The organism is Rhizobium sp. RAF36, from assembly GCF_052114105.1.
In the GTDB taxonomy this organism is placed as follows: domain Bacteria; phylum Pseudomonadota; class Alphaproteobacteria; order Rhizobiales; family Rhizobiaceae; genus Rhizobium.
In genome coordinates, this window is record NZ_JBFREC010000005.1 from 156,789 (window position 1) to 183,594 (window position 26,806).

General features: G+C 62.2%; 25 protein-coding genes, 1 tRNA gene and 1 pseudogene. 6 read left to right on the plus strand and 21 right to left on the minus strand.

Annotation, left to right across the window (positions count from 1 at the left end):
* Window positions 1-403: 403 nt before the first annotated feature.
* The 8 genes from AB4Z25_RS18815 to bcsN form a co-directional block, all read right to left on the minus strand.
* A tRNA-Pro gene (locus AB4Z25_RS18815) sits at window positions 404-480 on the minus strand.
* Between the two features lie 87 nt (window positions 481-567).
* Window positions 568-1,182, minus strand: coding sequence for an HAD family hydrolase (locus AB4Z25_RS18820; protein ID WP_442208855.1), 615 nt, complete (start codon window positions 1,180-1,182; stop codon window positions 568-570).
* Window positions 1,183-1,279: 97 nt separating this feature from the next.
* A complete protein-coding gene (locus tag AB4Z25_RS18825) occupies window positions 1,280-2,320 on the minus strand; it encodes a trans-3-hydroxy-L-proline dehydratase (RefSeq protein WP_112537470.1) in 1,041 nt (346 codons plus the stop codon).
* A gap of 55 nt (window positions 2,321-2,375) precedes the next feature.
* A complete protein-coding gene (locus AB4Z25_RS18830) occupies window positions 2,376-4,817 on the minus strand; it encodes a cellulose synthase (protein ID WP_112537471.1) in 2,442 nt (813 codons plus the stop codon).
* A complete protein-coding gene (locus AB4Z25_RS18835; RefSeq protein WP_442208825.1) occupies window positions 4,814-5,851 on the minus strand; it encodes a glycosyl hydrolase family 8 in 1,038 nt (345 codons plus the stop codon). The genes AB4Z25_RS18830 and AB4Z25_RS18835 overlap by 4 nt, the downstream gene beginning before the upstream one ends.
* Window positions 5,848-8,415, minus strand: coding sequence for a cellulose biosynthesis cyclic di-GMP-binding regulatory protein BcsB (locus tag AB4Z25_RS18840; RefSeq protein ID WP_112537472.1), 2,568 nt, complete (start codon window positions 8,413-8,415; stop codon window positions 5,848-5,850). Before AB4Z25_RS18840 ends, AB4Z25_RS18835 begins: the two co-directional genes overlap by 4 nt.
* On the minus strand, window positions 8,415-10,613 hold the full coding sequence (bcsA, locus tag AB4Z25_RS18845; protein WP_112537473.1) for a UDP-forming cellulose synthase catalytic subunit: 2,199 nt from the start codon (window positions 10,611-10,613) through the stop codon (window positions 8,415-8,417). Before bcsA ends, AB4Z25_RS18840 begins: the two co-directional genes overlap by 1 nt.
* Window positions 10,614-10,665: 52 nt before the next feature.
* On the minus strand, window positions 10,666-11,667 hold the full coding sequence (gene bcsN / locus AB4Z25_RS18850) for a cellulose biosynthesis protein BcsN (protein ID WP_112537474.1): 1,002 nt from the start codon (window positions 11,665-11,667) through the stop codon (window positions 10,666-10,668).
* A gap of 306 nt (window positions 11,668-11,973) precedes the next feature.
* Here bcsN and AB4Z25_RS18855 point away from each other — a divergent pair, with 306 nt between their 5' ends.
* Complete coding sequence (locus tag AB4Z25_RS18855; protein WP_112537475.1) at window positions 11,974-12,183, plus strand: hypothetical protein; 210 nt, start codon at window positions 11,974-11,976, stop codon at window positions 12,181-12,183.
* Window positions 12,184-12,261: 78 nt separating this feature from the next.
* Window positions 12,262-12,579: a DUF1236 domain-containing protein gene (locus tag AB4Z25_RS18860; RefSeq protein ID WP_112389607.1), complete on the plus strand. Its 318-nt coding sequence runs from the start codon at window positions 12,262-12,264 to the stop codon at window positions 12,577-12,579.
* Window positions 12,580-12,642: 63 nt separating this feature from the next.
* Here the strand turns inward: AB4Z25_RS18860 and AB4Z25_RS18865 are convergent, their stop codons facing one another.
* The 6 genes and pseudogenes from AB4Z25_RS18865 to AB4Z25_RS18890 form a co-directional block, all read right to left on the minus strand.
* Window positions 12,643-13,233, minus strand: coding sequence for a MerR family transcriptional regulator (locus tag AB4Z25_RS18865; protein ID WP_112389606.1), 591 nt, complete (start codon window positions 13,231-13,233; stop codon window positions 12,643-12,645).
* A gap of 110 nt (window positions 13,234-13,343) precedes the next feature.
* Complete coding sequence (locus AB4Z25_RS18870) at window positions 13,344-13,682, minus strand: integration host factor subunit alpha (RefSeq protein ID WP_112389605.1); 339 nt, start codon at window positions 13,680-13,682, stop codon at window positions 13,344-13,346.
* Between the two features lie 110 nt (window positions 13,683-13,792).
* Window positions 13,793-14,764: a beta-ketoacyl-ACP synthase III gene (locus AB4Z25_RS18875; RefSeq protein WP_112517011.1), complete on the minus strand. Its 972-nt coding sequence runs from the start codon at window positions 14,762-14,764 to the stop codon at window positions 13,793-13,795.
* Window positions 14,765-14,783: 19 nt separating this feature from the next.
* A complete protein-coding gene (gene plsX, locus AB4Z25_RS18880) occupies window positions 14,784-15,830 on the minus strand; it encodes a phosphate acyltransferase PlsX (protein WP_112389603.1) in 1,047 nt (348 codons plus the stop codon).
* 101 nt (window positions 15,831-15,931) lie between these two features.
* The gene (locus AB4Z25_RS18885) at window positions 15,932-16,486 is read right to left on the minus strand and encodes a DUF177 domain-containing protein (protein ID WP_112537476.1); all 555 of its coding nucleotides are present in this window, start codon (window positions 16,484-16,486) and stop codon (window positions 15,932-15,934) included.
* Between the two features lie 10 nt (window positions 16,487-16,496).
* Window positions 16,497-17,086: pseudogene (locus tag AB4Z25_RS18890) on the minus strand (ubiquinol-cytochrome C chaperone family protein).
* A gap of 191 nt (window positions 17,087-17,277) precedes the next feature.
* Between AB4Z25_RS18890 and AB4Z25_RS18895 the strand changes: the two are divergent.
* Window positions 17,278-17,802, plus strand: a complete 525-nt coding sequence (locus AB4Z25_RS18895) for an outer membrane protein assembly factor BamE (protein WP_112389600.1) — start codon at window positions 17,278-17,280, stop codon at window positions 17,800-17,802.
* A 78-nt stretch (window positions 17,803-17,880) separates the two neighbouring features.
* On the opposite strand, the gene AB4Z25_RS18900 is transcribed toward AB4Z25_RS18895, so the two are convergent.
* The 3 genes from AB4Z25_RS18900 to ribH form a co-directional block, all read right to left on the minus strand.
* On the minus strand, window positions 17,881-20,022 hold the full coding sequence (locus AB4Z25_RS18900) for a sodium-translocating pyrophosphatase (protein ID WP_112389599.1): 2,142 nt from the start codon (window positions 20,020-20,022) through the stop codon (window positions 17,881-17,883).
* A 201-nt stretch (window positions 20,023-20,223) separates the two neighbouring features.
* Window positions 20,224-20,706: a transcription antitermination factor NusB gene (gene nusB, locus AB4Z25_RS18905; protein WP_112517016.1), complete on the minus strand. Its 483-nt coding sequence runs from the start codon at window positions 20,704-20,706 to the stop codon at window positions 20,224-20,226.
* A complete protein-coding gene (gene ribH, locus AB4Z25_RS18910) occupies window positions 20,703-21,164 on the minus strand; it encodes a 6,7-dimethyl-8-ribityllumazine synthase (protein WP_112537478.1) in 462 nt (153 codons plus the stop codon). Before ribH ends, nusB begins: the two co-directional genes overlap by 4 nt.
* 334 nt (window positions 21,165-21,498) lie before the next feature.
* On the opposite strand from ribH, the gene AB4Z25_RS18915 reads away from it, so the two are divergent.
* The 3 genes from AB4Z25_RS18915 to AB4Z25_RS18925 all read left to right on the plus strand — a co-directional run bounded on the left by AB4Z25_RS18915 (window position 21,499) and on the right by AB4Z25_RS18925 (window position 23,032).
* The gene (locus tag AB4Z25_RS18915) at window positions 21,499-21,858 is read left to right on the plus strand and encodes a hypothetical protein (protein ID WP_112389596.1); all 360 of its coding nucleotides are present in this window, start codon (window positions 21,499-21,501) and stop codon (window positions 21,856-21,858) included.
* Window positions 21,859-21,975: 117 nt separating this feature from the next.
* Window positions 21,976-22,479 carry a cupin domain-containing protein gene (locus tag AB4Z25_RS18920; protein WP_112537479.1) on the plus strand — a complete coding sequence of 168 codons (504 nt, stop codon included), beginning with the start codon at window positions 21,976-21,978 and terminating at the stop codon, window positions 22,477-22,479.
* Window positions 22,480-22,498: 19 nt separating this feature from the next.
* Complete coding sequence (locus AB4Z25_RS18925; RefSeq protein ID WP_112537480.1) at window positions 22,499-23,032, plus strand: GNAT family N-acetyltransferase; 534 nt, start codon at window positions 22,499-22,501, stop codon at window positions 23,030-23,032.
* Here AB4Z25_RS18925 and AB4Z25_RS18930 read toward each other — a convergent pair.
* The 4 genes from AB4Z25_RS18930 to glyA are packed head-to-tail and all read right to left on the minus strand — an operon-like array spanning window position 22,995 to window position 26,686.
* On the minus strand, window positions 22,995-23,615 hold the full coding sequence (locus tag AB4Z25_RS18930) for a riboflavin synthase (RefSeq protein ID WP_112537481.1): 621 nt from the start codon (window positions 23,613-23,615) through the stop codon (window positions 22,995-22,997). The two genes, AB4Z25_RS18925 and AB4Z25_RS18930, sit on opposite strands and share 38 nt — an antisense overlap.
* Entirely contained in the window at window positions 23,615-24,898 is a 1,284-nt protein-coding gene (gene ribD, locus AB4Z25_RS18935; RefSeq protein ID WP_112537482.1) for a bifunctional diaminohydroxyphosphoribosylaminopyrimidine deaminase/5-amino-6-(5-phosphoribosylamino)uracil reductase RibD, read from the minus strand. The genes AB4Z25_RS18930 and ribD overlap by 1 nt, the downstream gene beginning before the upstream one ends.
* Before the next feature lie 3 nt (window positions 24,899-24,901).
* Window positions 24,902-25,378 (minus strand): transcriptional regulator NrdR, encoded by a 477-nt coding sequence (nrdR, locus tag AB4Z25_RS18940; RefSeq protein WP_112389591.1) that lies wholly within the window; start codon window positions 25,376-25,378, stop codon window positions 24,902-24,904.
* A 9-nt stretch (window positions 25,379-25,387) separates the two neighbouring features.
* Entirely contained in the window at window positions 25,388-26,686 is a 1,299-nt protein-coding gene (gene glyA, locus AB4Z25_RS18945) for a serine hydroxymethyltransferase (RefSeq protein ID WP_112389590.1), read from the minus strand.
* Window positions 26,687-26,806 lie beyond the last annotated feature (120 nt).

Here is a 26,806-nt window from a genome sequence, read left to right on the forward strand (position 1 = left end):
CTTGTCGGTCGAGACCCGTTCAGCGACGATGCGCGGCACTGCGCTCGATGCCGGATTGTGGCGAGTGCCGCTGAGGCTGGAGAGCGGGACCTCGCCGAGGCGGCCATATTCGATCCGCGGTCAGGCGAAGTATAGTTGGACCAAGGGCCAACTACTGCCGCAGTCAGGGGCGGCTTGATGCCGGTGTTTCGCGCAAGAAGTTGCTTACGTAATAGAAAACCTGATCAGAACAGGAATCAGCCGGGCCGCGCTGACAATAAAGCATACAAGCGAGGTAACTTCTGTTTGGGACTTTTCGGGACCTTGCGTCACGTAGCGCCAATTTGGACACGTAACATTCCCAAAACAGATAAGCCCTCCAAGGGCTCATCCGTGTTTTGACTAGGGTTTTCAAGGATTTAAATGGTCGGGGCGACAGGACTTGAACCTGCGACCCCTTGACCCCCAGTCAAGTGCGCTACCGGGCTGCGCTACGCCCCGACCTGCCTAAACGGCTTGCATCGTTTAGTTTTTCGACGGCTTGAATGCAAGTGGAAAAAGGAGCTCCACCTGCAAAAAGCCGTGGCCTTATTTTGCCGTCGAGAGGACGAGTGCGCCGGGCTTGGCTTCGGCGCGGTAATTCACGTAGCTATCGGTTTCGGCATGTGGTGTTTCGAACGGCGTTGCGTGGGTGGTGGTGATGACCACGACATCGGCGCCGGCCGCCTCGCCTGCGAGGATCCCTGCGACGGCATCTTCGAACACGAGGCAGCGGGCCGGATCGACGCCGAGGCGCTTGGCACCGAGGATGTAGCATTCCGGGCTCGGCTTGCCGGCCGAGACTTCTTCGCCGGTGACCATCACCTTCGGCAGCGGAATGCCGGCCGCCTTCAGGCGCTTGAAGGCGAGCTCGGCAGGGGCGGAGGTCACGATCGCCCAGCGGTCCTCGGGAAGGCTCTTGACGAAATCGATGGCGCCGGGGATTTCGATGATGCCTTCGACATCTTCCATCTCGGCATCCAGCAGCAGCTTGGCTTCGTGGAAGGGATCGACGCCCGGCAGGCCGAGGTTGCGGACCGTATCGGAGGCACGCACGCCATGCACCGTCTTCATGAAGACCTCAGGTTCCAGGCCGTGGCGCTTTGCCCAGTCGCCCCAGACGCGCTCCACCACGGCGATCGAATTCACCAGCGTGCCGTCCATGTCGAACAGGAAGGCGTCATAGTCTTTGCCGAAGATATGGGAATTGGGCACTGCGTATTCCTTGTCTGCTTGAATGATTGGCGGGCCGTGGCGCGGTTCAGCCGCTTTGCTTTTCCATCGGCCAGGTATCGGACAGGCGGTAGCCGGACGGATAGGGATCGGAGGGGTCGAGCATCAGCTGCTGCGTTCCCGTCACCCAGGCGCGGCCGGAGATGATCGGCACGATGCCGGGCTTGCCGCCGATATCGGCTTCGGAATCGATCGAGCAATGGAACTCGGAGCCGATGATCGAGCGGCCGGTGAATTTGTCGCCGACCTTCATCTGACCCTTCGCATGCAGAAGCGCCATGCGGGCCGAGCAGCCGGTGCCGGTCGGCGAGCGGTCGATCTTGCCGGGGCGGATGGCAACAGCGTTGGCGCCGGTCAGGATGCCGTTCTCGACGACGACGGGCGCGGCGAACTGGCAGAAGGAGATGTGGTCCCAGCCGCTGTTGACGGGGTGGACGAAACCCAGCTGTTCGTTGGCCGCCTTGGTGATCTTCATGCCGAGTTCGGCGAGATCGCGGGCCTCGTGCGGTGCGATCGCAAAACCCAGTGCGTGGGCATCGACGATGACGAAGCTGTCGCCGCCGTAGGCGGTATCGACGGTGAGCGTGCCGAGGCCCTCGACCTCGAGCCTGGCATCGAGCTTGTCGGCGAAGGAGGCGACGTTCTTGACGCTGATGCGCTCGGCCTTGCCATTCTTGCAGGTGGCGGTGACCTCGATGAGACCGGCCGGCGGCTCGAGGATCATCTTCGTCTCCGGCTCCTGCATCGGGATGATGCCGGTATCGAGCAGCACGGTGGAAACGCAGATGGAATTCGAGCCGGACATCGGCGGCGTGTCGGCCGGTTCCATGATGATCCAGCCCATCTGCGCCTTCGGGTTCTTCGGCGGCACCAGGAGGTTCACATGGCGGAAGACGCCGCCGCGCGGCTCGTTGAGCACGAAGTTGCGCAGCGTCTCGTCGCTGGCGATGAAGCGGGACTGGTCCCAGACGGTCTCGCCCGGCGGCGGCGCGACGCCACCGACGATCACATCCCCCACCTCGCCTTCGGCATGGCAGGTAACGACATGGATGACCTTGGATGTTCTCATCGCGCGAGTCCCTCTTGCGGAACCTGTCTATCCGCGGCAGGCGCGATTGCCAAGGTCAGTAAACGGTATCGGGGTGCGTTGCGTTGCGGACATCGGCCAGGCCGCGATTGGCATCCTTGCTGCCGGTCGCAGCCGCCGCCTCGAAGACGCGCGTGGCGTCGCCATACATCTTGAGGTTCAGGTAGCAGTAGCCGCGCAGCACCATCAGGTCGATGGTTTCCTGCTTCAGCTGGGCGCGCTGGTCGAGGAAGATCAGCGTCTCGCGGTAGCGCTTGGCGCCATAGGCCGAAAGCGCCCGGTCGGCGAGGATGGCGACCTGGAGCTCGGCGGCGCGCTGGCGGTTCTGCGGTGCGCGGGTTGCGGCTACGGCAGCGTTGTTGGAAAGGCCGGCGCGCAGATAGGCAAGGCTCTGGCCGTAGGCGGCATCTTCGCGGTTCTGGCGAACCGGGCTCTTCAGCGCTGTCTCGAAGGCGCCGATCGCCTCCATCGGGCGGTTGAGGTCCATCAGGCACCAGCCACGGTTCAGCGCATCGCCCGGGTTCAGCATATCGGCGTCAACGGTCGTGGAGCAGCCGCGCGGCTGGCGGCCGCCGCGTTCGACATTGCGCGTCTGCAGCTGCGGCTCGGCATAATCGGCCACCGGGGCGCGCGGGCGCGGGCGAAGTGCAGCCTGCTGCTGCTGTTGAACGGGCTGCTGCTGGTATTGCTGAACCGGCTGATACTGCTGGTATTGTTGCGGCTGTGCCTGCACCGGCTGCATCTGTTGCTGCATCGGCTGTGCTGCCTGTTGCTGAACGGGTGCCATTGCGGCAGGAGCGCCGGTCTGCGGTGCCTGGCCGGGCCCCGGAAGCGGTTGCGATGTGTTCGGCGTCAGCGACGAGGTATCGTCGAGCGTTGCGATACGCTGCGAATGACCGGCCCAGAGACGCTGCACTTCGGCAACGCCTTTGCGGTCGTTCAGCTGCTCGCGGGTGATCGCCAGGCCGTAGGCAGAGGGCTCGTCATCCGGCTTCCAGCGCAGCGCCGTCTCGAACCAGCGGGCAGCTGTCTGCGGCTGGTTCAGCGAGCGCGCATACCAGCCGAACTGCTGGGCGGTCGGGACATATTTCTGGGCGATGATTTCGGCGGCCATGCGGCCCAGCACATCCTCGCTGAGATTGGCGGGTGGCTGCAGCGCCATGACGTTGGCGGTCGCGGCCAGATAGGTGTCCATGGCGTCCTTGGAGTCCGTGCGCCATTTATACATGACGTCTTCGGCTTCCTGCGGCGCCTTTCTGTCGATGAGGGCCAGCGCCAGACCTTCGGACGCGGATGCGCTGTCTTCCTTGGTGCGTGCAGCGCGGAACCACTTCTCGGCGTCCTCGGCATTCTGGCGGCGCAGCTGATACCAGCCGAGCAACAGCGCATCGGTCGGCTGGCCCTGCGCTTCGGCAAGCCGCTCGACCCGGGAGATATAATCGGGCGCCACCGTCAGCTTGTCGTCGGCATTGCCTTCGGCTAGGAAACGGCGGGCCAGATCATCACGAATGGCATCGAATTCGCGGGCGCCGCTGACGGCAGGCTGCTCGAGCGCAAGCAGCGACTGCATCGGCTGGTAGGGCAGAACGGCCGCGGCCTTCTGGATCGTCGCCAGGCGCTCCTGCGGATTGGTGCAGTTCTTCAGGATGTAGCTATAGGCATCGACGCCGCGCTGCTGGCGGTCGCTGCTGACGAAGGCTTCGGCAACGCGCCAGAGAACGTCGATATCGCTGCAGGTCAGCAGGCTCGGGGTCGCCGAGCCGATATCGATGACGGTTGCGTATTGCTTGAGATCAGAGGCATTGACCAGCCGGGCCCGCGCTTCGGCAACGTCGAGGCGGTCGAGCAGGTCTGCGGGCGGTTGCCAGGCTGCCTCGGCCGTCTGCCGGTCGGCGATCGCCTTGCGAAGCTCCGCGTAGCGGCCTTCGGAATAGAGCTGCCACATGGTTTCGAGCTGCCTGTCGCCGCTTTGCGGAACGGCGAGCGGATCGGCTGGCGGCACCCAGTTCGGGTAGAGCGCCTGGAGACGCGAGATTTCGGCCTGCAGACGCACCTTGTCGCCGCGGCTGGCGAAATAGCGCAGCGCGCTCTCATCGACCTTCGGCTGCGCCTGCGATTGCGGTGCGGATGTCTGCTGCTGGACGGGCTGCGGCGGCGTCTGCTGGGCGGTCTCGACCGGCGTCATCGCTGCGCTGGCGGGCGGCTGAGGCTGCGGTGTTGCGATAACGGGGGCTGGCGCCTGCGTCTGCGCCGTGAGGACGGGTGCTGCGGCCTGCAGACGATCGGTGATTGCCTGGACGTCGATCTTCGGATCGGCCGGCGCATCCGGCCCCTTGATCCGCTCCATCAGCATCAGGTTCGGAGCCTTCTCCTCTTCGCCCATCCCGAAACGCTGCTGAAGCGCCGCACGATCCTTCAGGCCGGTGATGACACCAGCCACCACGACCGCGGCGGAAATTGCAACGAGAGAGGACTTCACAGACACTCCGGATGTTTCTCCCCGACAAAGGCCAGCCCGAGCAGCTGGAGGGTGGACGGATAGTAGAGCGCTGGCGAGAACTGCAAGGCTGATTCTGGCAGCCTTGTGCCATTCACTACACAGGCCACAACATCGTTAACAATTCGATAACCGGCATCGGAAAGCGCGGCTTTCGGTTTACCTGTCGTTAGATCGATGGTGGCCGGAGCACCGTCTACCGTCATCCCCTCCTGCAGCCGGGAGAGCAGCGCCTTGTCGGCAATGCCGGCGCGGGCGAGATAAAGCGGGATGCGAACCGAGTTATAGGCAAACTCGGCATCGAAACCTTCGGCCGGGGCCGGCATGCGCGCCAGACTCACCCATTCGGCAGGCAGCTTGCGCGGGCCGAACTGCATGGAGCGCAGCAGCGCCAACCCGTCATCCGTCAGTTTCTGCCACTGATCGGATGGCGCGAGCAGCGCCATCACCGGCAGGGCCTCATAGATCCAGTAGGACGGGTTGATGACCGGGCCGTCCTTGCGGCCCGGCGGCATGAAGCCTTCCACACCCGGCATCAGCAGCGTCCGCCCGCCCGATTGCACGACTGCCTCTGTCAGCAGCGAATGCGCCATCTTGGCGGCAGCCTCGATATAATCAGGCTTGTTCCAGGCCGTGCCTGCCAGCGCCAGGGCATAGGCGATCAAGAGATCGCCGTCGGACGCGTTGTTGGTGTCGGTGACATGCGGCTTGGAGGCCGGATCCCATTTCCACACTGCCAATCCATCATTGCGCAGCAGCAGCTCGGTGCGGGTGAAATACCAGATCTGCTCGAAATCGGACGGGCTGTTCGCCAGATAGGAAAGCAGCAGGCCATAGCCCTGCCCTTCGCTATGGCTGATATTGCCGTTACCGTTGTCGATGACGCGGCCGGTCTGATCGACGAACTGCGTCTTGTAGGCGGCCCAGGCCTGCGGGGCGACGAGCACCTGCTGAGCGGCCACCGGCTGCCACAGCACGGTGAGCGCGACGGCGCCTGCTGCCGCGAGCGCCCTCATTTTCCGCGCCCCAGCCGGCCGAGCATGCTCGATGTCGTAACGCCGATCAGGATAGACAGGACGACGAGGAGGAAGGCGTAGGACAGGATGTTGGTCGACAGCCAGTTAGCGGCGATCAGCCGGTAGTTGGCGATCGTACCGGTCTGCGAGGGAACGAAATCGAAGCGCGTCACCGGCACGCTTTCGACCTTGCCGGTCTTCGACGAATAGGTGGTGATATGGCCGGAGATTTGCGGCCAGTTCGCCTGCGAGGTCAGCGCTTCGGCGCCTTCGCGCAGATCCTTGGCGGATGGCGCGGTGACCAGCGTCCAGGTGCCACCGCCTTCGGGGCTTGCCCCCTGGGCGACCATCATGGTCGCGACGTTCGACGGCGCGAAGACTTCTTCCGCGCCGGGCACGAATTGCAGCGAGCTCAGCGAGATATCGAAGTTGCGGCGCATCCACTCCTGGAAAGCCGTCACCTGGCCGCTCCAGGCGCCACCGCTGACTTTCGAGCGCCATTCATCGAAGGCTGCATTGGTATCCGTCTGCGCCGCCTGGGTGTCGGGCACCGGGCGCCACGAGGCCTGGCTGGCGGTCGCCACGTTGACCTGCGAGAGCGCGGTCGCCGGAAGCTGCGAGATCGAGCCGATGAAGATCGCGTCGCGATCGCCGATCGTGCTTGGCGACGCCGAGGTTTCGATATCGATCGGGTGACCGGCGACGCTTGCCATCTGGCCAAGCAGCGTCGCGGTCGCCGACAGCGTATCGGCATCGGCGCGATCGATGAACAGCGGCATCGGTCCGGTCAGCCGTCCGTAGGGATAGGCGGTGCCTGCCATCGCCGCGAGATTGGGCCGCTGGCCGACGCGGGCGAAATCCGGCATGTGGAATTCGGTGGTGTCGAACAGGGCGAAACGCGGCGTGCTGGCGGCCGTCGAGCCCGGCACGCAGGCGGCATCGTCCTTGGTCTGCAGGATCGCCTCAAGCGCGAGCTCGTTCAGGCCCGGCTTGAAGTGCCGCATGGTCACGCGGATCGGCAGATGGCGCAGGATGCCGCCGCCGGTCGAGGTGATCGGCACGGTCGAGGCAATGTTGCCGTTCACATAGATATCGATATGGCTGCCGGGCAGCACATTCTCGGTATAGGCAGCATCGAGCAGCACCGTCGCCTCGCCATAGGCATTGGCGTAGAAATCGGCGGGAACGGCGACGTTGAAATCGGTCCTGAACCGGCGGCCGGAGAATTCGGTGGTCTTGACGCCGAGTTGCTGGAAGCTGAGTCGGGTATCCTCGAAGAGCAGCGGCGCATCCGGCGCCGTCCAGCGCTGCGTCGTCAGTACGTCGCGGCGGACCGCCGGCGAGCGGTCGGTCGGCGACACGATCGTATCGATCGCCGCCGAGATTGCCGGCCAGGACGGACCGCTGATAACCAGCACCGTCGCACCGGTCCGCGGATCGGTGGCGAAGGTGGCAAGCGGAGCAGCCTGAACGGCTGGCGGCAGCGCCGGGAAGTAAGGCGCAAGCTCGGCCGGCGTCCCGACGAGAACACTGAGCTTTCCGGCCCCACCTGCCGGCACCCGGTCGGTGCTGAACGAGAAGGTCTGGTTCGGCATGCCGCTCAGCACAGAGAGGCCCTGCGTCAGCCGCAGCAGCGGCTTGGTGGTGCCTGGCTGTTCGAGCGCCGGGACCAGCAGGTCGAATTCGGTCTTGCCGGCGCCATCGACACCGATCGCGCGGATCGCATCGGTGCTCGAAAGCTTGGCTGCGTCCTGTCCGGCGAAACTGAAATAGGTCTGCGACGGATCGATGTTCGACCAGAGCTCATAGGTCGACTGGATGCTGCAATCGGTGCGGTGGCGCTGATTGGTCTCGAATGTCAGCAGATTGGCGCCTGGCTGCAGCAGCCCGCGCGGCACATCGAAACTGACGGAGGACTGGCTGTCGGGCGAGCCGACCTGCTGCTGGCCGACCGGCCGGTTGTTGATCAGCACCGTCAGCTGCGAGGCCTCGGGGGCGACGACGATCGAGTTCTGATAGGCGAAATTGAACTTTGCCGGTGCAGCCGCCTGCTCGGGCGTCAGATAGACGGTCCAGGACTTGCGGTCGTACTCGCCTTCGAGGCCAAATTTCGCTGCCGGTACGACGTAACGCACGACATTTCCGGCGGCACGCGCAGCCGATGCCGCATCCGGCGCTGCCGCCTGCTGGGCGGAGGGCGCCTGCGGCGCGGGCTGCTGGACATTGACGGGCACAGCAGGAACAGGCGCTGCCGGAACAGGTGCCGGCGCTGCGGCCGGTTGAGAAAAGACCGGCGGCGTTGCCGGAACGGCGGCCGTTGGCGCGGCTTGCGGGGGTGCTGCCGGGATGGGTGCAGCGGAGACAGGGGCCGCAGGAACGGGTGCCGGCTGTGGCGGAACGGCTGCTGGCTGCTGGGCGGGAAGCGTCAGCCGCGGCACCATTGGCTGCAGCCCGGTCGGACGTTCACCGGACATGTCGAAAGGTGCAGGCGCCTGGGCGGTCTGCGCATAAGCGATCGCCGAGGCGCTGAGAAGCAGAGCGGAGGCAGCGGCAAGCTTCTTCATCAGCTGTTCGCCTTTGCCGTCTGTTGCTGCTGCTGCGCCTGCTCGCGCTCCGGCCGCATGCTACGGAAGAAGTAAACCAGGCCGCGGCTCGTCTGGTAGAGCGACAGGCCGAGGAACCAGATGGTGCCGCGGATCAGCCCCGGATTGCGGCGGCGGCCCTGCTGGAACTGCGTCCACTGATCGGAATTGGCAAACATCAGGTCGGCGATCAGCCGGTGATCGAGCGCGCTCTTCGGAATGTACTGGCAGCCGACCGCGGTGATATCGCCCGAGGGCTCGATGTTGCGGACGATGAGCGGCAGGGTTTCGAGATCGGCACCGCTATAGGGACGGAAGCGGATCTCGCCTTCGGCGCCGATCGCCATTAGGTCGAGCTGCTTGTTGAACACATGCAGGCGGGCGCCATGGACCGAAACGTCCTCGATCGAGGCGGTATACCATTTGCCGTTGACGCCGAGCTCGCAGCGCCGGTTGACGCGCACACGCCGCGATGACGAACGCTCGCCACGCTCGGAGACAACGCCCAGCGCGCAGCCGGCCATGATCAGGTTGATGATGTTCCAGCCGCCGACGACGAGCGTCACGTCGGCCTTATAGGGCTCGGCATAGATGCGGTAGATGGTGATAATCAACGCGATGATCTGCACCGCGAAAATCACGAAGAACGGACGGCTGATTTCCGACAGTCGGCTGACGGCGATCGATTCGTCCTTTGCCGTCACCTTGAAGGTCGGCTTACGTGGATTGAGCATCACCGAGACGACGGCGGGAAGCAGGTGCACGGTCTGCACATACTCGTAGAGCTCGGAAATCCATGGCCAGCGGAACGAACCATAGAGATAGTTCTGCATCATCAGGTTCACGAGCATGTAGGCCAGCGTATAGGCCAGGAACTCGCCGCCCGATGCGGTGAAGATTTCGAGATCGAAGAACAGGTAGAAGAGCGGCGCGAAGAGGAAGATCGTGCGCGGGAACGGGAAGAGCCAGAACAGCGTAGAGGACATGTAGCAGAGGCGCTGCGGGATCGTCAGGCCGCGCTTCAGGAGCGGGAAGCGGAAACGCAGGATCTGCATCATGCCCTGTGCCCAGCGGCTGCGCTGGCCGATGAAGCTGGCGAAAGTGGCAGGCTGCAGGCCAGCGATCAGCGGCTTGTCGACATAGATCGAGTTCCAGCCGGTGCCATGCAGCGCCAGCGCCGTTTCGCAGTCCTCGGTGATGCTGATACCGGAGAAGCCGCCCTGGCTTTCCAGCGCCCGGCGGCTGAGAACCGCAGCCGAGCCGCAGAAGAAGGCGGCATTCCACTTATCGAGACCGCGCTGGATGATGCCGTAGAACATCTCGTTCTCGCTCGGCATATTGTCGAAGGTGCGCAGGTTGCGCTCGAGCGGATCCGGATTGATGAAGAAGTGCGGCGTCTGGACCAGGAAGAGCTTCGGGTCGTCGTCGAAATAGCCGACCGTTTCCAGCAGGAAGTCGCGCGCCGGGGCGTGGTCGGCGTCGAAGACGGCGATCAGCTCGCCGGTCGAGTGCTTCATGCCGTTGTTGAGATTGCCGGCCTTGGCATGCTCGTTGCGCTCGCGGGTCAGGTATTTGACGTCGAGATCTTCGCAGAGCTGCTTCAACTCATTGTGCCGCGCGGCGGCGGCCTGGGCTTCGACCAGCTTGTTGGAATTGCGCTTCTGCAGCGTACCACCGTCATCAAGCAGCCAGACATGCAGCTTGTCGGCCGGATAATCCATCGCCTTGGCGGCGGCCAGCGTATTGGCGAGCAGATGCGCGTCCTCGTTATAGGACGGGACGAAGACATCGACATGCGGGTGGCGGTCATTGCGGGCGGCGCGCGACGGGCGCGGCGGCAGCGGCGTGGCGACGATGAAGAGGCTGAGCGCCAGCATTGCGACCGAATACATTTCGGCCAGATAGAGAAGCAGACCGGGAATGAAGTTTTCGAGCTGATTGACCGGCGGCAGGGTGTTCGTCGTGCGCCAATAGACATAGCGCAAAACGATTGAGGTACCGAAGGCGAGCGCGATCAGCCGCCAGGTCCCCTCGCCCTTCATCACCTTGATGATCGCCATGATGGTGACCACGGTGATGCTGGCGATGAGCTGCGTCTGCAGATTCACCGGCAGAGTGATCAATGCGATCACGCAGAGCGAGACAACCGCCCATATGAGGATGCTTCGGGCCTTATGCATCGACGTCCCTTCGAAATAACAAAACCGGGCCTGATGGCCCGGGCATGCCCGTCTATCTCCGGCAGGCGGCCGTCATGGCCGCATCGCCTATGCAGTCTGGCGAGGGGACGGCGACACCGCCTGCCCGCGCGGATTGTTGTGCGGGAGCCGCAGGCTGCGCTGGAGCGCCCGGCACGACCACCTGTGAGCTCTGCGCCGGCGCATCCGGAAGCGGCACGCGCGGCCCGACCGGCGCCAGCTGCTGCACGACGGTCTGCGGTGCCGCGGCCGGCTGAGCCGCCACGACGGTGCGCCGCACGGCAACGCGGTTGACGGCCGGTGGTGCAGGCTCATAGCCCAGCGGCATCGACATCTGGCGATAACCGCCGTCATCTGGATAGATCGGGCTGCCGGTGCGACCGAGCGTCGGATCGGCGCCGCGGACATCGCCGTAAGGGTTCCAGATTTCGCCATTCAGCGTACCGGTGATCGTATAGCCATACATGACGGCCAGCAGCTGCCGCTCGCTGGCGCGGGCATCGCACAGCCGGAGCTTGACCTGGATCATACCGAAATTGCGCGCCTGGGTATGCGCCGCATGGCTGGACCGGATCTGCTGCCAGCCATAGATACAGGTATCGCCGCCGCGGCTGCGGCCGGAGGCGTAGGAGAACGGTCCGTAGCTGTTTTGCAGGAATGTCGTGTTGCGTGCCATCGCGACGCCGGGCACAGCGCCAAAGGCTTCGCGCGACATCGCGGTTTCGCCGAGCATCTTGTAGCCGGCGCCGCCGGTATCCGGATTGGAACCGCTGGCGCCGAGAAACTGGACCTTGAGAAAGTTCTGACCGGGAACGGAAGACGAGGTGAAGAGCGCCAGCGTCTGCTCGACACCGTTTCCGCGCTTCGTCTCGATGACGCTGACGATCGACGGGCCACCCGGCGGCGGCAGAACAAGCGCCTTTTCGCTGGCCACGGCCTCGGGCGCCGACGGCTGCTTGACGCTGCCGCTCGTCGAGGTACAGCCGGACATGACGCCCGCGACCGCAACGATCGATATCAGATTCAGCAAACGCATGTCAGGGAGCCGCCGTTATCGTCTTTCCTGTTCCCCAGACGGGGAGATTCGCGCGACGGTTTCTCGAATCAACGAGCCGCCCGCATTCAGGATGGAATAAACGACGCTTATGGTTAATCACTTATTAATGGGATACGCAGACTTCGCATGGAGAGAAGTTACCCTGGCGATTTCGGACAGCGCCAAGCTGCGGACGAATAATGTTTTTTAGTAACGCCTCAATTACCATTGCCGCGCTTGCTGGTTGAAATGCGCCGCCGCCGCACGCACATTGACACATATGCAGGAGGAGATGCGGAGGTTTCCATGAACGCGATCACAGAACGCGCGATGCACGATCCAGTCGCCCCTGACGAGGTCGATGTGCTGCAGGGCGTCTTCGATGCCATCATTGCGGAACGGCGCCTGAACAAGCAGAGCGTCGATGCGCTTCAGGTCGCCCGCGATGTGATCCGCTTCTACTTCGACGGCATTCACGACCACGACACGCTGCTGGACATGGTGCGCGCGGAGTAAGCGGCGGGCTGAGTGTGGGGAACAACGAATATCCAGCGGCGTTTTGATCTCAGCTGGGTAGGAAAAGGAGTTCACACCATGCGCAAGACCATGCTGGCCACGGCCGCCGTACTTCTGACGGTCAGCTCTGCCGCGTTCGCGCAGAGCACTGTCATCGTCACCGATCCCGCGCCGACAGGCGCAATCGTGCTTCCGGGACAAGTCCGCACCTATGTGATGGAGCAGCAGGTGCCGTCGGTCGTCTATGATGGCGATGTCGTCGTCGGCACGACGCTGCCTGACACCGTCGAAGTCCACACCGTTCCGGATGCAGATGGCTATGCCTATACGGTCATCAACGATCGCCGCGTGATCGTGGAGCCACAGACGCACCGCGTCATCCAGGTTCTCGAATAACGTCTACAGAAAAAGCGCGGGAGCACATGCTTCCGCGCTTTAGACTTACGTGGATCTAATTGATTAGCGGACCTGATCGAGCAGGCGCTTGCATTCCAGGAGATCGTAGAGTGCTTCCTGAAGCAGGGCCCGGTCTTCCTTGCCGACGCTGGATTTGCCGATCGATACGTCGGCCTGTTCGTCCTCGCCGCTCACGAAATTGAAGAAGCGGCGCGTAATTGGCGCTTTGGCGCGCCCGACCAGCTGATCCTCGTCGGCCATGCTGACCCTCGGCTCGGACGAAGCCCCTGCTCCATCCTTGGAACTCGCAGCCAGCGCCTCGACGCTCGCAAGATCGCCATGGGCGACCGAGACCACGAACTTGTTGCCGTTGGTCTTCAGGAGTTTCTGCACGCCCTTGATCGTATAGCCATGATCGTAAAGCAGATGCCGGATGCCCTTCAGCAGATCGACATCCTCAGGACGATAATAACGGCGTCCACCGCCGCGCTTCATCGGCTTTATCTGCGGAAAGCGAGTTTCCCAGAAGCGCAAGACGTGTTGCGGCAGATCAAGGTCATCCGCAACTTCGCTGATGGTTCGAAAAGCATCAGGGCTCTTGTCCAACGTCCTACTCCCTACGCGACCTCGGTGGCGGTCCAATCCGCGACTCATCATATTTCAACGGTTTGAAGCGTCGAATTCAAGTCACGTCTTCGCGTTCCCACAGATCGCGGGCAATGACATCAATGATTTATCGATTATGCACAGTGCCCGGGATGGGCTCAGGAGGCCGGATTGACTGGCTTCTGCTTCACCTTGCGAAGCGTATGCGCCTTGAGAATCCGGGTCTTCAGGACGTTTGACGCCTTGAAGGTCATGACGCGGCGGGGTGAAATCGGCACCTCTTCGCCGGTCTTCGGATTGCGGCCGATGCGCTCGTTCTTGTCGCGGACCTGGAATGTCGCGAAGGACGAAAGCTTGACGGTCTCGCCGCGGACGATGGCGTTGCAGATCTCGTCGATCACGGTTTCGACAAGCTCGGCGGATTCCGTTCGCGAGAGGCCTACCTTCCGGAAAACCGATTCCGCCAGGTCTGCTCGCGTCACTGTCTTTCCGGTCATGGTTTCCCCGCCCAAACTACAAAATATCTTATGAAAGCGAACAAAGACTATTTGTCTTGTGCCTTACGGTCAAGCTCTTGTTCGTCGCCAGTTTTTCGCGATTTATGCCGTTACCAGCGCAGCAATACGGCGCCCCATGTGAAGCCGCCGCCCATGGCCTCCAGCATCACCAGATCGCCCTTCTTGATACGGCCGTCACCGGCCGCAACGGCGAGCGCTAGTGGAATGGAAGCCGCCGAGGTGTTGCCATGGAGATCGACGGTAACGACGACTTTTTCTGGGGCAATGTTGAGCTTCTTGGCCGAACCGTCGATGATGCGCCGATTTGCCTGGTGGGGGACCAGCCAATCGAGATCGTCAGACGTGGTGCCGGTCGCCTCGAAGGCTGCGGTAATGACGTCGGTGATCATGCCGACAGCATATTTAAAGACCTCGCGGCCTTCCATGCGCAGTTTGCCGACAGTGCCGGTGCTCGACGGGCCGCCATCGACGAAAAGCTTGTCCTTGTGGGAGCCGTCGGAGCGCAGATGCGCGGTCAGAACGCCGCGGTCCGAGGTCTTGCCCTCGCCTTCTGAGGCCTCCAGCACGATCGCGCCGGCACCATCGCCGAACAGAACGCAGGTGGTGCGATCGTTCCAATCGAGAATGCGGGAGAAGGTTTCGGCGCCAATGACCAGCACACGCTTGGCAAGGCCGCCACGGATATAGGCGTCCGCCGTCGTCACCGCATAAACAAAGCCGGTGCAGACAGCCTGAACGTCGAAAGCGAAGCCATGGCTCATACCGAGACGGTTCTGGATGTTGACGGCGGTCGCGGGAAACGTGTTGTCCGGCGTCGAGGTGGCACAGATGATGAGATCGATGTCGGCAGGCGTCAGGCCTGCATTGTCGAGCGCGGCACGGGCTGCAGCCTCGCCGAGCGACGAGGTCGTCTCGCCCTCGCCTGCAACGTAGCGCTGGCGGATGCCGGTGCGCTGGACGATCCACTCGTCCGACGTATCGACAACGTCCTCCATGTCACGATTGGTCATTACGCGTTTCGGAAGTGCGGATCCGAACCCGCGAACCACTGAACGGATCATACTTGCTAAACCCCGTCGCTCACGCAGCTTCCGGCCCGATCGGGGGCAGCCGCTTGGCGTGATATTTCTTAAGATCGTTTTCTATTTTCTGATTGAGGCCATTCTTGGCCATGTCGTAACCGACTTCGATCGCGGCAGCGATGCCTTCGGCATTGGCGCCGCCATGGCTCTTGATGACGATGCCGTTGAGACCGAGGAATACGCCGCCATTGACCTTGCTCGGGTCCATCTTCTCGCGGAGGAGATCGAAGGCGCTCTTGGCAAGCAGATAGCCGATCCTGGCCATCAGCGTGCGCGACATCGCCTCGCGCAGCAGCGTGCTGATCTGCTTGGCGGTGCCTTCCGCCGTCTTCAGGGCGATATTGCCGGAGAAACCCTCGGTGACGACAACGTCGACCGTGCCCTTGCCGATATCGTTGCCCTCGACGAAGCCCGAATATTCGAGCGACTCGATGCCCGCTTCGCGAAGCAGGCGGCCGGCTTCCTTGACTTCGTCCTGACCCTTGACCTCTTCAACGCCGACATTCAGCAGGCCGACCGTCGGACGCTCGAGATCGAAGAGTGCGCGCGCCATGGCGCCGCCCATCAGAGCGAAGTCCATCAGCTGCTGCGCGTCTGCGCCGATTGTGGCGCCCACATCGAGAACGATGCTTTCGCCGCGCAGCGTCGGCCAGATCGCGGCAATTGCCGGACGCTCGATATTGGCCATCGTCCGCAGACAGAATTTCGACATGGCCATCAGCGCGCCGGTATTGCCGGCCGAAACCGCAACATCGGCCTCACCGGTCTTTACGGCCTCGATCGACCGCCACATGGTCGAGACATAGCGGCCGCGGCGCAGCGCCTGGCTGGGCTTCTCGTCCATGCGGACGGCAAGCTCGCAGTCATGGAAAACAGACTTGTCGCGGAGTTTGGGAAAATTCGCCAGAACCGGATCGCACTGCTCTTTCAACCCGTAGAAAGCGAAGGAGATATCCGGATGCCGCTCCAATGCCTTTGCGGCACCTGGGATGACAACCTGGGGACCAAAGTCGCCACCCATGAGGTCGAGAGAAATTCTAATCACGCGTCCCTGATCCTTCTTTTCGCCGGGGAGGCGAAATTTCGGCCAAAATACCGGTTTTCGTAACGCTTACAACTCAAATATGTCAAATACCCAACGGGTATTCAGTCCTTCTTCCAGTCTTTCAGCGCAGCGAAGGGCGAAGGCTTCTTGTCCTTCTGGCCGTCATCTTCGATGTGTCCGGAAAACTCGATGCCGGCCTTGCGGGGATAGGGATCGATTGCCAGGGCCGCAAATTCAGTCACAACGGCGCCCGCATCGATACTGTCGCCGACGAAGGCTTCAGGCAGATCGGGACCATCGGGATCCAGCACCATCTCGCCGGCATCATTGGCCGGGCGGCGGGCCAGCTTGGAATTCTCAGGCACGAAGATCTGCTCGAACTGCTCGTCGATATCAGAGGGCACCGGTTCGAGCGTGACGACGCAGGCCTGAACGATCTTGGCACGTACCCTGCCCTTGACGCGGATGCCGTCTTTTTTCCAGCGGTTGATCTGCAGCTCGGCGCGCAGCTCGTCGACCGCCAGAATATCCCAGCTTTCGGCAAGCGCCTTGCGCTCCTTCTCGTCCGCCTCAAGGCGAACCTCGACGGGGTTGGCCGAGACATGTCCAACCTTCACGAGGTAGGAAAAGGGAATGGCGTCATCCTGATGCTTCATTACGTCCTCCTCAGACCGCTTCTGGCAGCGTTGCTGAACCGGTGGCGATCTGATCTTCGGATTGTCCGGACAGAGCAGCTTCGGCCTTGAACATCCAGCCGCTCAGTTCGCTCATATCTGCCGGGGCTTCCGACTTCGGGTGGATATTGCGGGATAATGCCGTGGCAAGCTCCTCGCCATTTCCTGCATCCATCGCCTTCGAATAGGCTTCGAGACGGCCATAGAACATGCCGGCGAGTTTTTTCATGCGCTTCGGCACGCTGTTGTCGCCGATACCGAGCTCGCGGATCGAATAGTCGATATCCTGAAAGAAGGCATCGACGATCTCCTGGGCGATCTCCTGACCACTCGTGCCGGAGGCGCGGGTGCGGCGGAAGAACAGGATCATAACCAGCGACAGCATCTCGAAACGGCCCATGACCGTGTCGGGCACATTCATCGTCTCATAGAATTCGGGCATACGGGCCGCAGCCGTCAGCGTCGAATACTGCCGTTCGACGATCGCCTGATTGTTGTTTTTCTTACGAAAGAGCCCGAAGATCATTGTTTTTTCCGGAAATGCCTCATTCTTCACGCGGAGTTGCGTGGGCCGTGTTGCATGAATTCGAAAGCTGGTTTACCGAAGCAGGCGCGAATTGCAATGCCGAAGGTGGCCACTTTCGGGACAGCGCCCTTTCAGGGCTGCGACGCGGCGAATTGGGAGAATTCGACCCCGGAAAGGCCACAAAGGTTTTGCATCAGCGGTGCTCAAGCATGGCCCAAAGCCGCCTACCGATACTCAAGGGGAGTAGATGTCGTTGAAGAAACGGTATTTCAAGTCTGACGTAAAGTTCTTCAGCAGCGCGGCCATTGCGATCATGATTGCTTCAGCGGGACTGACAGGTTGCCAGACCGGCACCGTGCTGAACGGCGGCTATGTCGTCGATGCGGAGTCGCTCAACCTCGTTCCCGAGGGCTCTAGCCGCGAGCAGGTCCTGCTTTCGCTCGGCACGCCTTCGACGACCGCGACCTTCGACAACGAAGTCTTCTATTATATCTCGCAGCGCCGCACGCGCTCCGTCGCCTTCCAGAAGCTGAAGGTGGTGGACCAGACAGTTCTCGCCATCTATTTCGACAAGGACGGCGTCGTGGCGCGGCGCGCCAACTACACGCTCCAGGACGGCAAGGTGTTCGACACGATCTCGCGCGTCACGCCGACCGGCGGCCGCGAACTCACCTTCCTGCAGCAGGTTCTCTCGGGCGGCGCAGGCAGCGCGGCAAAGAGCCTGTTCGGTACACCGGATGGCAATCCCCAGAACCCGGCAAGCATCAAGTAAGACTGCGATTGCAGAAACAATTAAGAAACCCGCCGGATCGCTCCGGCGGGTTTCTTCGTTTCAGGCTATCGCCTCCCCTTACATGCCGGCGAGGATCGCAAGCAGCAGAAGCGCGACAATATTGGTGATCTTGATCGCCGGGTTGACGGCCGGACCAGCGGTGTCCTTGTAGGGATCGCCGACGGTATCGCCCGTGACGGACGCCTTGTGGGCTTCCGAACCCTTCATGTGACGGTTGCCGTCCTTGTCGACGAAGCCGTCTTCGAAGGACTTCTTGGCGTTGTCCCATGCGCCGCCGCCCGAAGTCATCGAGATGGCGACGAAGAGGCCGTTGATGATCACGCCGAGCAGAGAGGCGCCGAGCGCGGCGAAGGCCGAGGCCTTGGAGCCGGAGATCAGGAGAACGCCGAAGTAGACGACGATGGGCGCCAGAACCGGCAGCAGCGAGGGGATGATCATCTCGCGGATCGCGGCCTTGGTCAGAAGGTCGACGGCGCGGCCGTAATCCGGCTTTTCCGTGCCCTGCATGATGCCCGGCTTTTCGCGGAACTGCTTGCGCACTTCCTCGACGATGGCGCCCGCCGCGCGGCCGACGGCCGTCATGGCGATACCGCCGAACAGATACGGGATCAGACCGCCGAACAGCAGACCGGCGACAACGTAGGGGTTCGACAGATCGAAGGAGATCGTGCCGATGCCTGCGAAATACGGATACTGGTCGCCATGGGCGGCGAAGTATTGCAGGTCGTTGGCATAGGCGGCGAACAGCACCAGCGCGCCGAGACCGGCAGAACCGATCGCGTAGCCCTTGGTGACGGCCTTCGTCGTATTGCCGACGGCGTCGAGCGCGTCGGTCGACTTGCGCACTTCAGGCGGCAGATGCGCCATTTCGGCGATACCACCGGCATTGTCGGTGACCGGACCGAAGGCATCGAGAGCGACGATCATGCCGGCAAGGCCGAGCATCGAGGTGACTGCGATACCGGTGCCGAACAGGCCGCCGAACTGGTAGGTCGCCAGGATACCGCCAACGATGACGATGGCGGGAAGCGCTGTCGATTCCAGCGAGACTGCAAGGCCCTGGATGACATTGGTGCCGTGACCGGTCACCGATGCCTGGGCGATCGAGACGACGGGGCGCTTGCCGGTGCCCGTGTAATATTCGGTGATGACGACAATAAGTGCCGTGACCACAAGACCGACAAGACCGCAGATGAAGAGGTTCGTACCGGTGATTTCATGTCCGGCAACGGTCCCGAGCGAACCCCAGCCGACTGTCAGCGATGTGGCAATACCGAGACCGACGATCGACAGCAGACCGGTGACGATCAGACCCTTGTAGAGAGCGCCCATGATCGAACCGTTCGAGCCGAGCTTGACGAAGAAGGTGCCGATGATCGAGGTGATGATGCAGACGCCGCAGATCGCCAGCGGATAGATCATCGCCGACTGCAGGATCGGCGCCCCGGCAAAGAAAATGGCGGCAAGCACCATGGTGGCGACGACCGAGACAGCATAGGTCTCGAACAGGTCGGCAGCCATGCCTGCGCAGTCACCGACATTGTCGCCGACGTTATCGGCGATCGTGGCCGGGTTGCGCGGATCATCTTCCGGAATACCCGCTTCCACTTTACCGACTAGGTCGCCGCCGACGTCGGCACCCTTGGTGAAGATGCCGCCGCCCAGACGGGCGAAGATCGAGATCAGCGATGCACCGAAGCCGAGCGACACAAGCGCATCGATGACCTCGCGCGATCCGGATTCGTGACCGAGAATGCCTGTCAGGACGTAATAATAGATCGACACGCCGAGCAGCGCGAGACCGGCAACGAGCATACCCGTGATGGCGCCGGACTTGAAGGCGATATCGAGGCCAGCCGCGAGGCTGTGGGAGGCGGCCTGAGCCGTGCGCACGTTGGCGCGGACGGAAACGTGCATGCCGATGAAACCGGCAGCGCCTGAAAGCACGGCGCCGATCAGAAAGCCGATCGCGGCCGTCCCGGAGAGAAGCAGCCATGCTGCAATGAAAACAACGATACCGACGACCGAAATCGCCTTGTACTGACGCGTGAGATAGGCCTGTGCGCCCTCGCGGATATAGCCCGCGATTTCTTGCATGCGGCTATTACCCTGATCGGCGGCCAGCACCGAACGGGTCGTCCAGATGGCGTAGACCACCGAGAGCAGACCGCATGCGATTACGCATAAAAGAATGTTCATTTCGCTCTTTCCTCCAAAAGTGCTGCCGGTGCACTTCTCCGCCCCGACCACGAACGCAGCCGAATCGTCTTCTCTCCTCAGAAACGCTCTAGCTTTGCGTGCGGAGATTGCTTGGTGGAAAACACGACGTCAAGACCGCAGAGGCTAAAACCCTTGCAGCACAACGGATTGAGAGATTTGGTCCGATAGAAGGCGCGAAGCCTATTTCCGCGTGTCGCCGCGTACCTGCTTGGCGATGCGGTCGAGGACGGCGTTGACGAGCTTGGGCTCATCATCCTCGAAGAACGCCTGGGCGATCTCCATATACTCGGTGACGATGACGGCGACAGGCACGTCCTTGCGGTCGGTCAGCTCGAAAACGCCGGCGCGCAGGATGGCACGTACCGTGCTGTCGAGGCGCGACAGCGCCCAGTCGTCCTGCAGGGCGGACGCGATCAGCGGGTCGAGGCGCAGCTGTTCACGCACGACGCCCGAGACGATGGAGCGGAACCACGACGGATCAGCCTTGAGATAGGTTTCGCCGTCGATTTCCTGGCCGAGGCGATGCGCCTCGTATTCGGCGACGATCTCCAGAACGCCGGTACCGCCGATATCCATCTGATAGAGCGCCTGAACGGCAGCAAGACGCGCAGCGCCCCGCTGATTTGCCGCCTTTACCTGACGCTCCGGAGTTTCATTGCTCATTCAAGCCCACCCAGTTTCTTCTTCAGCTCGATCATCGTGAGAGCTGCACGGGCGGCAAAACCGCCCTTGTCCTTGTCGGAGCGGCGGACACGCGCCCAAGCCTGCTCGTCGTTTTCAACCGTCAGAATGCCGTTGCCGATGGCAAGCGACTCGCTGACGGCGAGATCCATCAATGCGCGCGACGACTCATTGGAGACGATATCGAAATGATAGGTTTCGCCGCGAATGACCATGCCGAGGGCGACAAAGCCGTCATACAACACGCCGCCATTATCTGCGCCGTCGAGCGCCATTGCAATCGCCGCCGGAATTTCCAGCGCGCCGGGAACCGTCACCACGTCGAAGGTCGCGGCGGCTTCCTTCAGCGCGAAGCTCGCACCTTCGAGGAGTGCGTCAGCCATGTCGTCGTAGAAGCGTGCTTCAACGATCAAAATGTGGGGAGCATCGGCCCGCGCCATGTGTCACCTTCGGTTTTAGAGAACTCGCCATGCGGCAGGCCGCGGTCAAAACATGCCTTCGCGCGAATGGCAAGCAAATTCCGATCATGGCTGAAATGCAAAACCTGAAATCCTTGCAAGTGCATAGAACCAAGCCATGCTGCAGCGCATCAACATGCGCTTTCCACCGCCCCGAATAAGGCATAAAAAAGGCAACGAAGATGAAGAATAATTAACGCGATTTCAGTGACTTAAGCCATTGAAGGGGTGGCTTTGGCGCCCCAATTCCTTTCTCGTAACGCCGACGATCCCCTGCACGACAGCCGACCGTCCGGGCAGATGAAAGGATACTACCATGAACCGCGTTGCCAAACTCGCCATCGTTTCCGCTCTCTCCTCCCTCGCCTTTGCCGGCGTCAGCCGTGCGGAAAGCCTTGGGATGAACTCCGCCCCCGGCATCGAGCAGACCTTGCGCTCGTTCCAGGGCAACTTCGCCGTCCAGCAATATCAGGACTGGCGCAACATCGACAGCATGGACCAGTTCGGCCCGCGCTCGGCCCCGATCCGCGATGCTCAGGAAGTCCACCAGATCCAAGCCTCGATCGACGCCAACAGGAGCCTTACCCGAAAGCTTGCTGACCAGGGTATCAGCGTCAACAACGTCATCAACGTCGAACAGGCGGCCGATGGCAGCCTGACGATCTTCACCGATTGACATCAACTACGATCAGGGAAAGGCGGCGTGCTGAGCGCCGCCTTTCCCTATATCTCTATTCCCGCTCTTGAAAACCACTGCCGAATGATGGTCTGTTGCCCGCCAAGGAGACAAAACATGCCATCAGAAAAGACGACACCGGTCATCAACCCGGCCACCCTCGAACTCGATCATTGGACACAAGGCACGCTTTACGAAAGCACCGATATTTCCTTCGGCAAGCTTCTCGGCCTTTCCAATCTCGGCATCAGCTATAATGAAGTGCCGCCAGGCAAATCGGGTTGCCCCTTCCACAATCATCATGTCGAAGATGAGCTGTTCATCGTTCTCTCCGGAAGCGGCGAATACCGCTTCGGCGCCGAACGGCACGCGATCTCCAAAGGATCGGTTCTCGGCGCACCGGCCGGCGGACCCGAGACGGCGCATCAGATCCTCAATACCGGGAGTGAACCGCTGATCTACATGGGCGTCTCGACGATGTCGCCGACGGAGATCGTCGAATATCCCGACTCCGGCAAGTTCCTGGCCAAGACCCGCAAGGATGGCGGTTCCCCGAGCTTCCGGGTCATCGGCCGCACCGATGAGAGCCTTGACTACTGGCATAACGAGCCTGGCGCATAAAAACAGAAAGCGATTTTCAATGTTGAATATTCCGACGATCGAGACGGAGCGCCTGATCCTGCGCCCGCACCGCAAGACCGATTTCGAAGCCTACGTCACCTTCTGGGCTGACGAGGACGTGGTGCGCCACATCACCGGCGTGCCGAGCACACGCGAACAGACCTGGGCGCGGCTGCTGCGCGCCACCGGCATGTGGCACCATATGGGCTTCGGCTTCCTGGCCATCGAGGAAAAGAAAAGCGGCCGCTTCGTCGGCGAATGCGGCTTTCTAGAAACCCGCCGCGAGATGACGCCGTCGATCGAGGGAACGCTGGAGACCGGCTGGGCGCTTTCGCCATCCTTCCACGGCCGCGGCTATGCGACGGAGGCCTTACGGGCGATGATCGCTTGGGGCGAAAAGCGCTTTCCTGACATGGAGATGACCTGCATCATCTCGCCGGAAAACGCGCCGTCGATCCGCCTTGCGGGAAAGCTCGGCTTCCGCGAAGTGACGCGCACCGACTACAACGGCGAAATCATTCTGCTTTCGCGGACGGAAACTCTGCCAGCCTAGCGGCGTAGCGGGCCATGGTATCGACTTCGAAATTGACGAAATCGCCCGCCTTGCGCTCGCCCCAGGTGGTCACTTCGAGCGTGTGGCGGATCAACAGCACGTCGAAATCGGTGCCATCGACGGCATTGACGGTCAGCGAGGTGCCATCGAGGGCGATCGAACCCTTGGGAGCGACAAATTTCGCCAGATGTTCGGGCGCCCGCAGGCGGTAGCGGGTGGCGTCGCCTTCGGCGGTCACCGAGAGGATTTCGGCCTTGCCATCGACATGGCCGGAAACGATATGGCCGCCGAGCTCATCGCCGATCTTCAGCGAGCGCTCGAGATTGACCCGGCTGCCTTCCTTCCAGGTGGCGATCGTCGTCAGCCGCAGCGCCTCTTCCCAGGCCTCGACCTCGAACCAGCGGCCGTTGCTGCCTTCGGCGGGCAATCCCGTCACTGTCAGGCAGACGCCGGAATGCGAGATGGACGCGCCCATGTCGATGGTCGCCGGATCGTAGCTGGTGGCGACGCGCAGCTTGACGCCCTCATTCATCGCGGAAACGGATTCGATCCTGCCCATATCGGTAACAATGCCGGTGAACATCAAAGCTCTCTTTCGTATTCGTCCATTCGGTCGGGCCCGAATGCAAATGTGCCCCTCAGGGCGAAACCGGATGGCATATCGGTCTTCGTCACCGGCGATTCAATACCATCGGCGCCGATCACGACGTCACCCTGGTAAAGCTGGATGCGATCGACGAGGCCGGCGTCGAGGAAAAGCTTTGCGGTCCTGGCGCCGCCCTCGACGATCAGCGAGGAGATGCCGCGGGATGCCAGCGCCGGGAGCAGGACTTCCGGGTGGTAGGGATTGCAGTAGAGGATTTCGATGCCGAGAGCCTCGAGGGCGGTGCGGCGGGAGTCCAATTCGCTGGTGTCGGTGGTTGGGTTACCCCCCTCTGCCCTGCCGGGCATCTCCCCCACAAGGGGGGAGATTGGCTGGGGGCGGCCGCTCGTTCCAGCTTCAATTGTTTGGGGAGATGCTATCCGCGAGTCGATCTCCCCCCTTGAGGGGGAGATGTCCGGCAGGACAGAGGGGAGTGATCCCTCGACATCCGCCAAATCGGATAGCTCTTCCCGCGCCACCACAATCACCGGAACATCCCGCGCCGTCCGTGCCAGCTTGCCGGTCACAGGCAGCGACAGCATCGGATCCAGCACGATGCGCACCGGCGAGCGGATCTCCTGCCCGGCGATCCGCACCGTCAGTTCCGGATCGTCGGCAATCGCCGTGCCGATGCCGATCAATATCGCGTCCGACTCCGCCCTGAGCTTCTGTACCTCGGCGCGCGCGGCCGGCCCGGTAATCGCCACCTGCCCCTCGCCGCGCCGGCCGATCATGCCGTCGGCGGAAACAGCAAGCTTGAGAGTCACATAGGGCCGCTTCTTCGTCTGGCGTGTGAGATAGGCGGCAAGCGAGCGCCTGCCCTCCTCTTGCAGAACGCCGGTATCGACAGTGATCCCTGCATCCTGGAGCATGGCGATGCCGCGGCCGGACACGCGCTCGTCGGGATCAGTGACGCTGATCACCACGCGGGAGACACCCGCCGCGATCAGTGAATTGGCGCAAGGCGGTGTCTTGCCGAAATGCGAGCAGGGCTCGAGCGTCACATAGGCAGTGGCGCCCTCGGCACGGCTGCCTGCCTCGGCAAGCGCCTGCGGCTCGGCATGCGGGCGGCCGCCTATAGCCGTGGTGCCGCGCCCAACGATCTCGCCATCCTTGACAACGACGCAGCCGACCGACGGGTTGGTCGAGGTCTGGCCAAGATGCAAAAGGCCGAGGCGGATCGCCTCGGCCATATAGCGTTCGTCATCTGTCGAAGTGCTCATCGCTCAGCTGTCCAGCGTATCGCGGCCGATCTTGGCGTTGATCTCCGAGATGACCTTTTCGAAATCCTCGGCATGCGAGAAATCGCGGTAGACGGATGCATAGCGCACGAAGCCGACGTCATCGAGGCTCTTCAGCGCTTCCAGCACCTGCAGGCCAATGGCCTCGGAGCTGATTTCCACTTCTCCCGAACTTTCGAGACGGCGGACAATACCAGAGACGGCCCGCTCGATCCTGTCGCGATCGACCGGCCGCTTGCGCAGCGCGATCTCGAAGGAGCGAACCAGCTTGTCGCGGTCGAAAGGCACCTTGCGGCCGGTCTTCTTGACGACCATCAGCTCGCGCAGCTGCACGCGCTCGAAGGTCGTGAAGCGGCCGCCGCAATCGGGACAGATACGCCTGCGGCGGATGGACGTATTGTCCTCCGCCGGGCGTGAATCCTTGACCTGTGTGTCTTCCGATCCGCAGAATGGGCAGCGCATGCGCTATCCTTAGCCGATGTAATCGTACATTGGGAAGCGGTTGGTGAGGTTCATCACCTTATCCCGCACGGCGGCTTCGACACCGGCATTGCCTTCGTCGGAATTGGCGGCCTTCAGGCCGTCGAGAACCTCGACGATCAGCTTGCCGATTTCCTTGAATTCCGCTTCCTTGAAGCCGCGGGTCGTACCGGCCGGCGCGCCCAGACGGACGCCAGAGGTGACGAAGGGCTTTTCAGGGTCGAACGGAATGCCGTTCTTGTTGCAGGTGATGAAGGCGCGGCCGAGCGCCTGTTCGGCGCGCTTGCCCGTGGCGTTCTTCTTGCGAAGGTCGACCAGCATCAGGTGGTTGTCGGTGCCGCCGGAAACGACGTCGAGGCCGCCTGCGATGAGCGTTTCGGCAAGCGCCTTGGCGTTCTTGACGATCTGTGCCGCGTAATCCTTGAACTCAGGCTGCAGCGCTTCGCCGAAGGCAACGGCCTTGGCAGCGATGATGTGCATCAGCGGACCGCCCTGGAGACCCGGGAAGACGGCCGAATTGAACTTCTTCGCCAGATCCTCGTCATTGGTGAGGATCACGCCGCCGCGCGGGCCACGAAGCGACTTGTGGGTCGTGGTCGTGGCAACATGGCAATGCGGGAACGGCGACGGATGCTGGCCACCGGCAACGAGACCGGCGATGTGGGCCATGTCGACCATCAGATAGGCGCCGACGCTGTCGGCGATCTCGCGGAAACGCTTCCAGTCCCAGATGCGGGAGTAAGCGGTGCCGCCGGCGATGATCAGCTTCGGCTTGGTTTCCTCGGCCTTGCGGGCCACTTCATCCATGTCGAGCAGGTTGTCGCCTTCGCGCACCCCGTAGGACACGACGTTGAACCATTTGCCGGACATGTTGACAGGCGAACCATGCGTCAGGTGACCGCCCGAATTGAGGTCGAGACCCATGAAGGTATCACCCGGCTGCAGCAGCGCCAGGAAGACGGCCTGGTTCATCTGCGAACCGGAATTCGGCTGAACGTTGGCGAAATTGACGCCGAAGAGCTTCTTGGCGCGTTCGATCGCCAGTTCTTCGGCGATGTCGACGAACTGGCAACCACCGTAGTAACGCTTGCCCGGATAACCTTCGGCGTACTTGTTGGTCATGATCGAGCCCTGGGCTTCCAGAACCGCACGGGAAACGATGTTTTCCGAGGCGATGAGTTCGATCTCATGGCGCTGGCGGCCGAGCTCCTTGCCGATCGCGCCGAAGATCTCAGGATCGGTATCGGCGAGCGAACGATTGAAGAAGGTCTGCGTGGAAGCATTGGTCATGGCGGGCTCCTCAACTTGAATGGCCGCAGCTTTAGCCTTCCGTTTGCGCCAGAGCAATACGAAGAACGACATTTGCTGGGCAATCTACGCGCGGGGTGTTGAGGCAGCCAGTATTGGGCC

What these genes read in the sequence shown, in the direction of transcription:
- AB4Z25_RS18885 (WP_112537476.1), bottom strand. Translation starts at nt 16,486, where the DNA reads ATGAAGCATCAGGATGACGCCATTCCCTTTTCCTACCTCGTGAAGGTT.
- AB4Z25_RS18930 (WP_112537481.1), bottom strand. Translation starts at nt 23,615, where the DNA reads ATGTTCACCGGCATTGTTACCGATATGGGCAGGATCGAATCCGTTTCC.
- AB4Z25_RS18840 (WP_112537472.1), bottom strand. Translation starts at nt 8,415, where the DNA reads ATGAAGAAGCTTGCCGCTGCCTCCGCTCTGCTTCTCAGCGCCTCGGCG.
- AB4Z25_RS18900 (WP_112389599.1), bottom strand. Translation starts at nt 20,022, where the DNA reads ATGAACATTCTTTTATGCGTAATCGCATGCGGTCTGCTCTCGGTGGTC.
- AB4Z25_RS18925 (WP_112537480.1), top strand. Translation starts at nt 22,499, where the DNA reads ATGTTGAATATTCCGACGATCGAGACGGAGCGCCTGATCCTGCGCCCG.
- bcsN (WP_112537474.1), bottom strand. Translation starts at nt 11,667, where the DNA reads ATGCGTTTGCTGAATCTGATATCGATCGTTGCGGTCGCGGGCGTCATG.
- AB4Z25_RS18895 (WP_112389600.1), top strand. Translation starts at nt 17,278, where the DNA reads ATGTCGTTGAAGAAACGGTATTTCAAGTCTGACGTAAAGTTCTTCAGC.
- nusB (WP_112517016.1), bottom strand. Translation starts at nt 20,706, where the DNA reads ATGAGCAATGAAACTCCGGAGCGTCAGGTAAAGGCGGCAAATCAGCGG.
- AB4Z25_RS18920 (WP_112537479.1), top strand. Translation starts at nt 21,976, where the DNA reads ATGCCATCAGAAAAGACGACACCGGTCATCAACCCGGCCACCCTCGAA.
- AB4Z25_RS18860 (WP_112389607.1), top strand. Translation starts at nt 12,262, where the DNA reads ATGCGCAAGACCATGCTGGCCACGGCCGCCGTACTTCTGACGGTCAGC.
- AB4Z25_RS18835 (WP_442208825.1), bottom strand. Translation starts at nt 5,851, where the DNA reads ATGAGGGCGCTCGCGGCAGCAGGCGCCGTCGCGCTCACCGTGCTGTGG.
- AB4Z25_RS18865 (WP_112389606.1), bottom strand. Translation starts at nt 13,233, where the DNA reads ATGAGTCGCGGATTGGACCGCCACCGAGGTCGCGTAGGGAGTAGGACG.
- nrdR (WP_112389591.1), bottom strand. Translation starts at nt 25,378, where the DNA reads ATGCGCTGCCCATTCTGCGGATCGGAAGACACACAGGTCAAGGATTCA.
- AB4Z25_RS18825 (WP_112537470.1), bottom strand. Translation starts at nt 2,320, where the DNA reads ATGAGAACATCCAAGGTCATCCATGTCGTTACCTGCCATGCCGAAGGC.
- ribD (WP_112537482.1), bottom strand. Translation starts at nt 24,898, where the DNA reads ATGAGCACTTCGACAGATGACGAACGCTATATGGCCGAGGCGATCCGC.
- glyA (WP_112389590.1), bottom strand. Translation starts at nt 26,686, where the DNA reads ATGACCAATGCTTCCACGCAGACCTTCTTCAATCGTTCGCTCGCCGAT.
- ribH (WP_112537478.1), bottom strand. Translation starts at nt 21,164, where the DNA reads ATGGCGCGGGCCGATGCTCCCCACATTTTGATCGTTGAAGCACGCTTC.
- AB4Z25_RS18915 (WP_112389596.1), top strand. Translation starts at nt 21,499, where the DNA reads ATGAACCGCGTTGCCAAACTCGCCATCGTTTCCGCTCTCTCCTCCCTC.
- AB4Z25_RS18870 (WP_112389605.1), bottom strand. Translation starts at nt 13,682, where the DNA reads ATGACCGGAAAGACAGTGACGCGAGCAGACCTGGCGGAATCGGTTTTC.
- bcsA (WP_112537473.1), bottom strand. Translation starts at nt 10,613, where the DNA reads ATGCATAAGGCCCGAAGCATCCTCATATGGGCGGTTGTCTCGCTCTGC.
- AB4Z25_RS18820 (WP_442208855.1), bottom strand. Translation starts at nt 1,182, where the DNA reads ATGGACGGCACGCTGGTGAATTCGATCGCCGTGGTGGAGCGCGTCTGG.
- AB4Z25_RS18855 (WP_112537475.1), top strand. Translation starts at nt 11,974, where the DNA reads ATGAACGCGATCACAGAACGCGCGATGCACGATCCAGTCGCCCCTGAC.
- AB4Z25_RS18875 (WP_112517011.1), bottom strand. Translation starts at nt 14,764, where the DNA reads ATGATCCGTTCAGTGGTTCGCGGGTTCGGATCCGCACTTCCGAAACGC.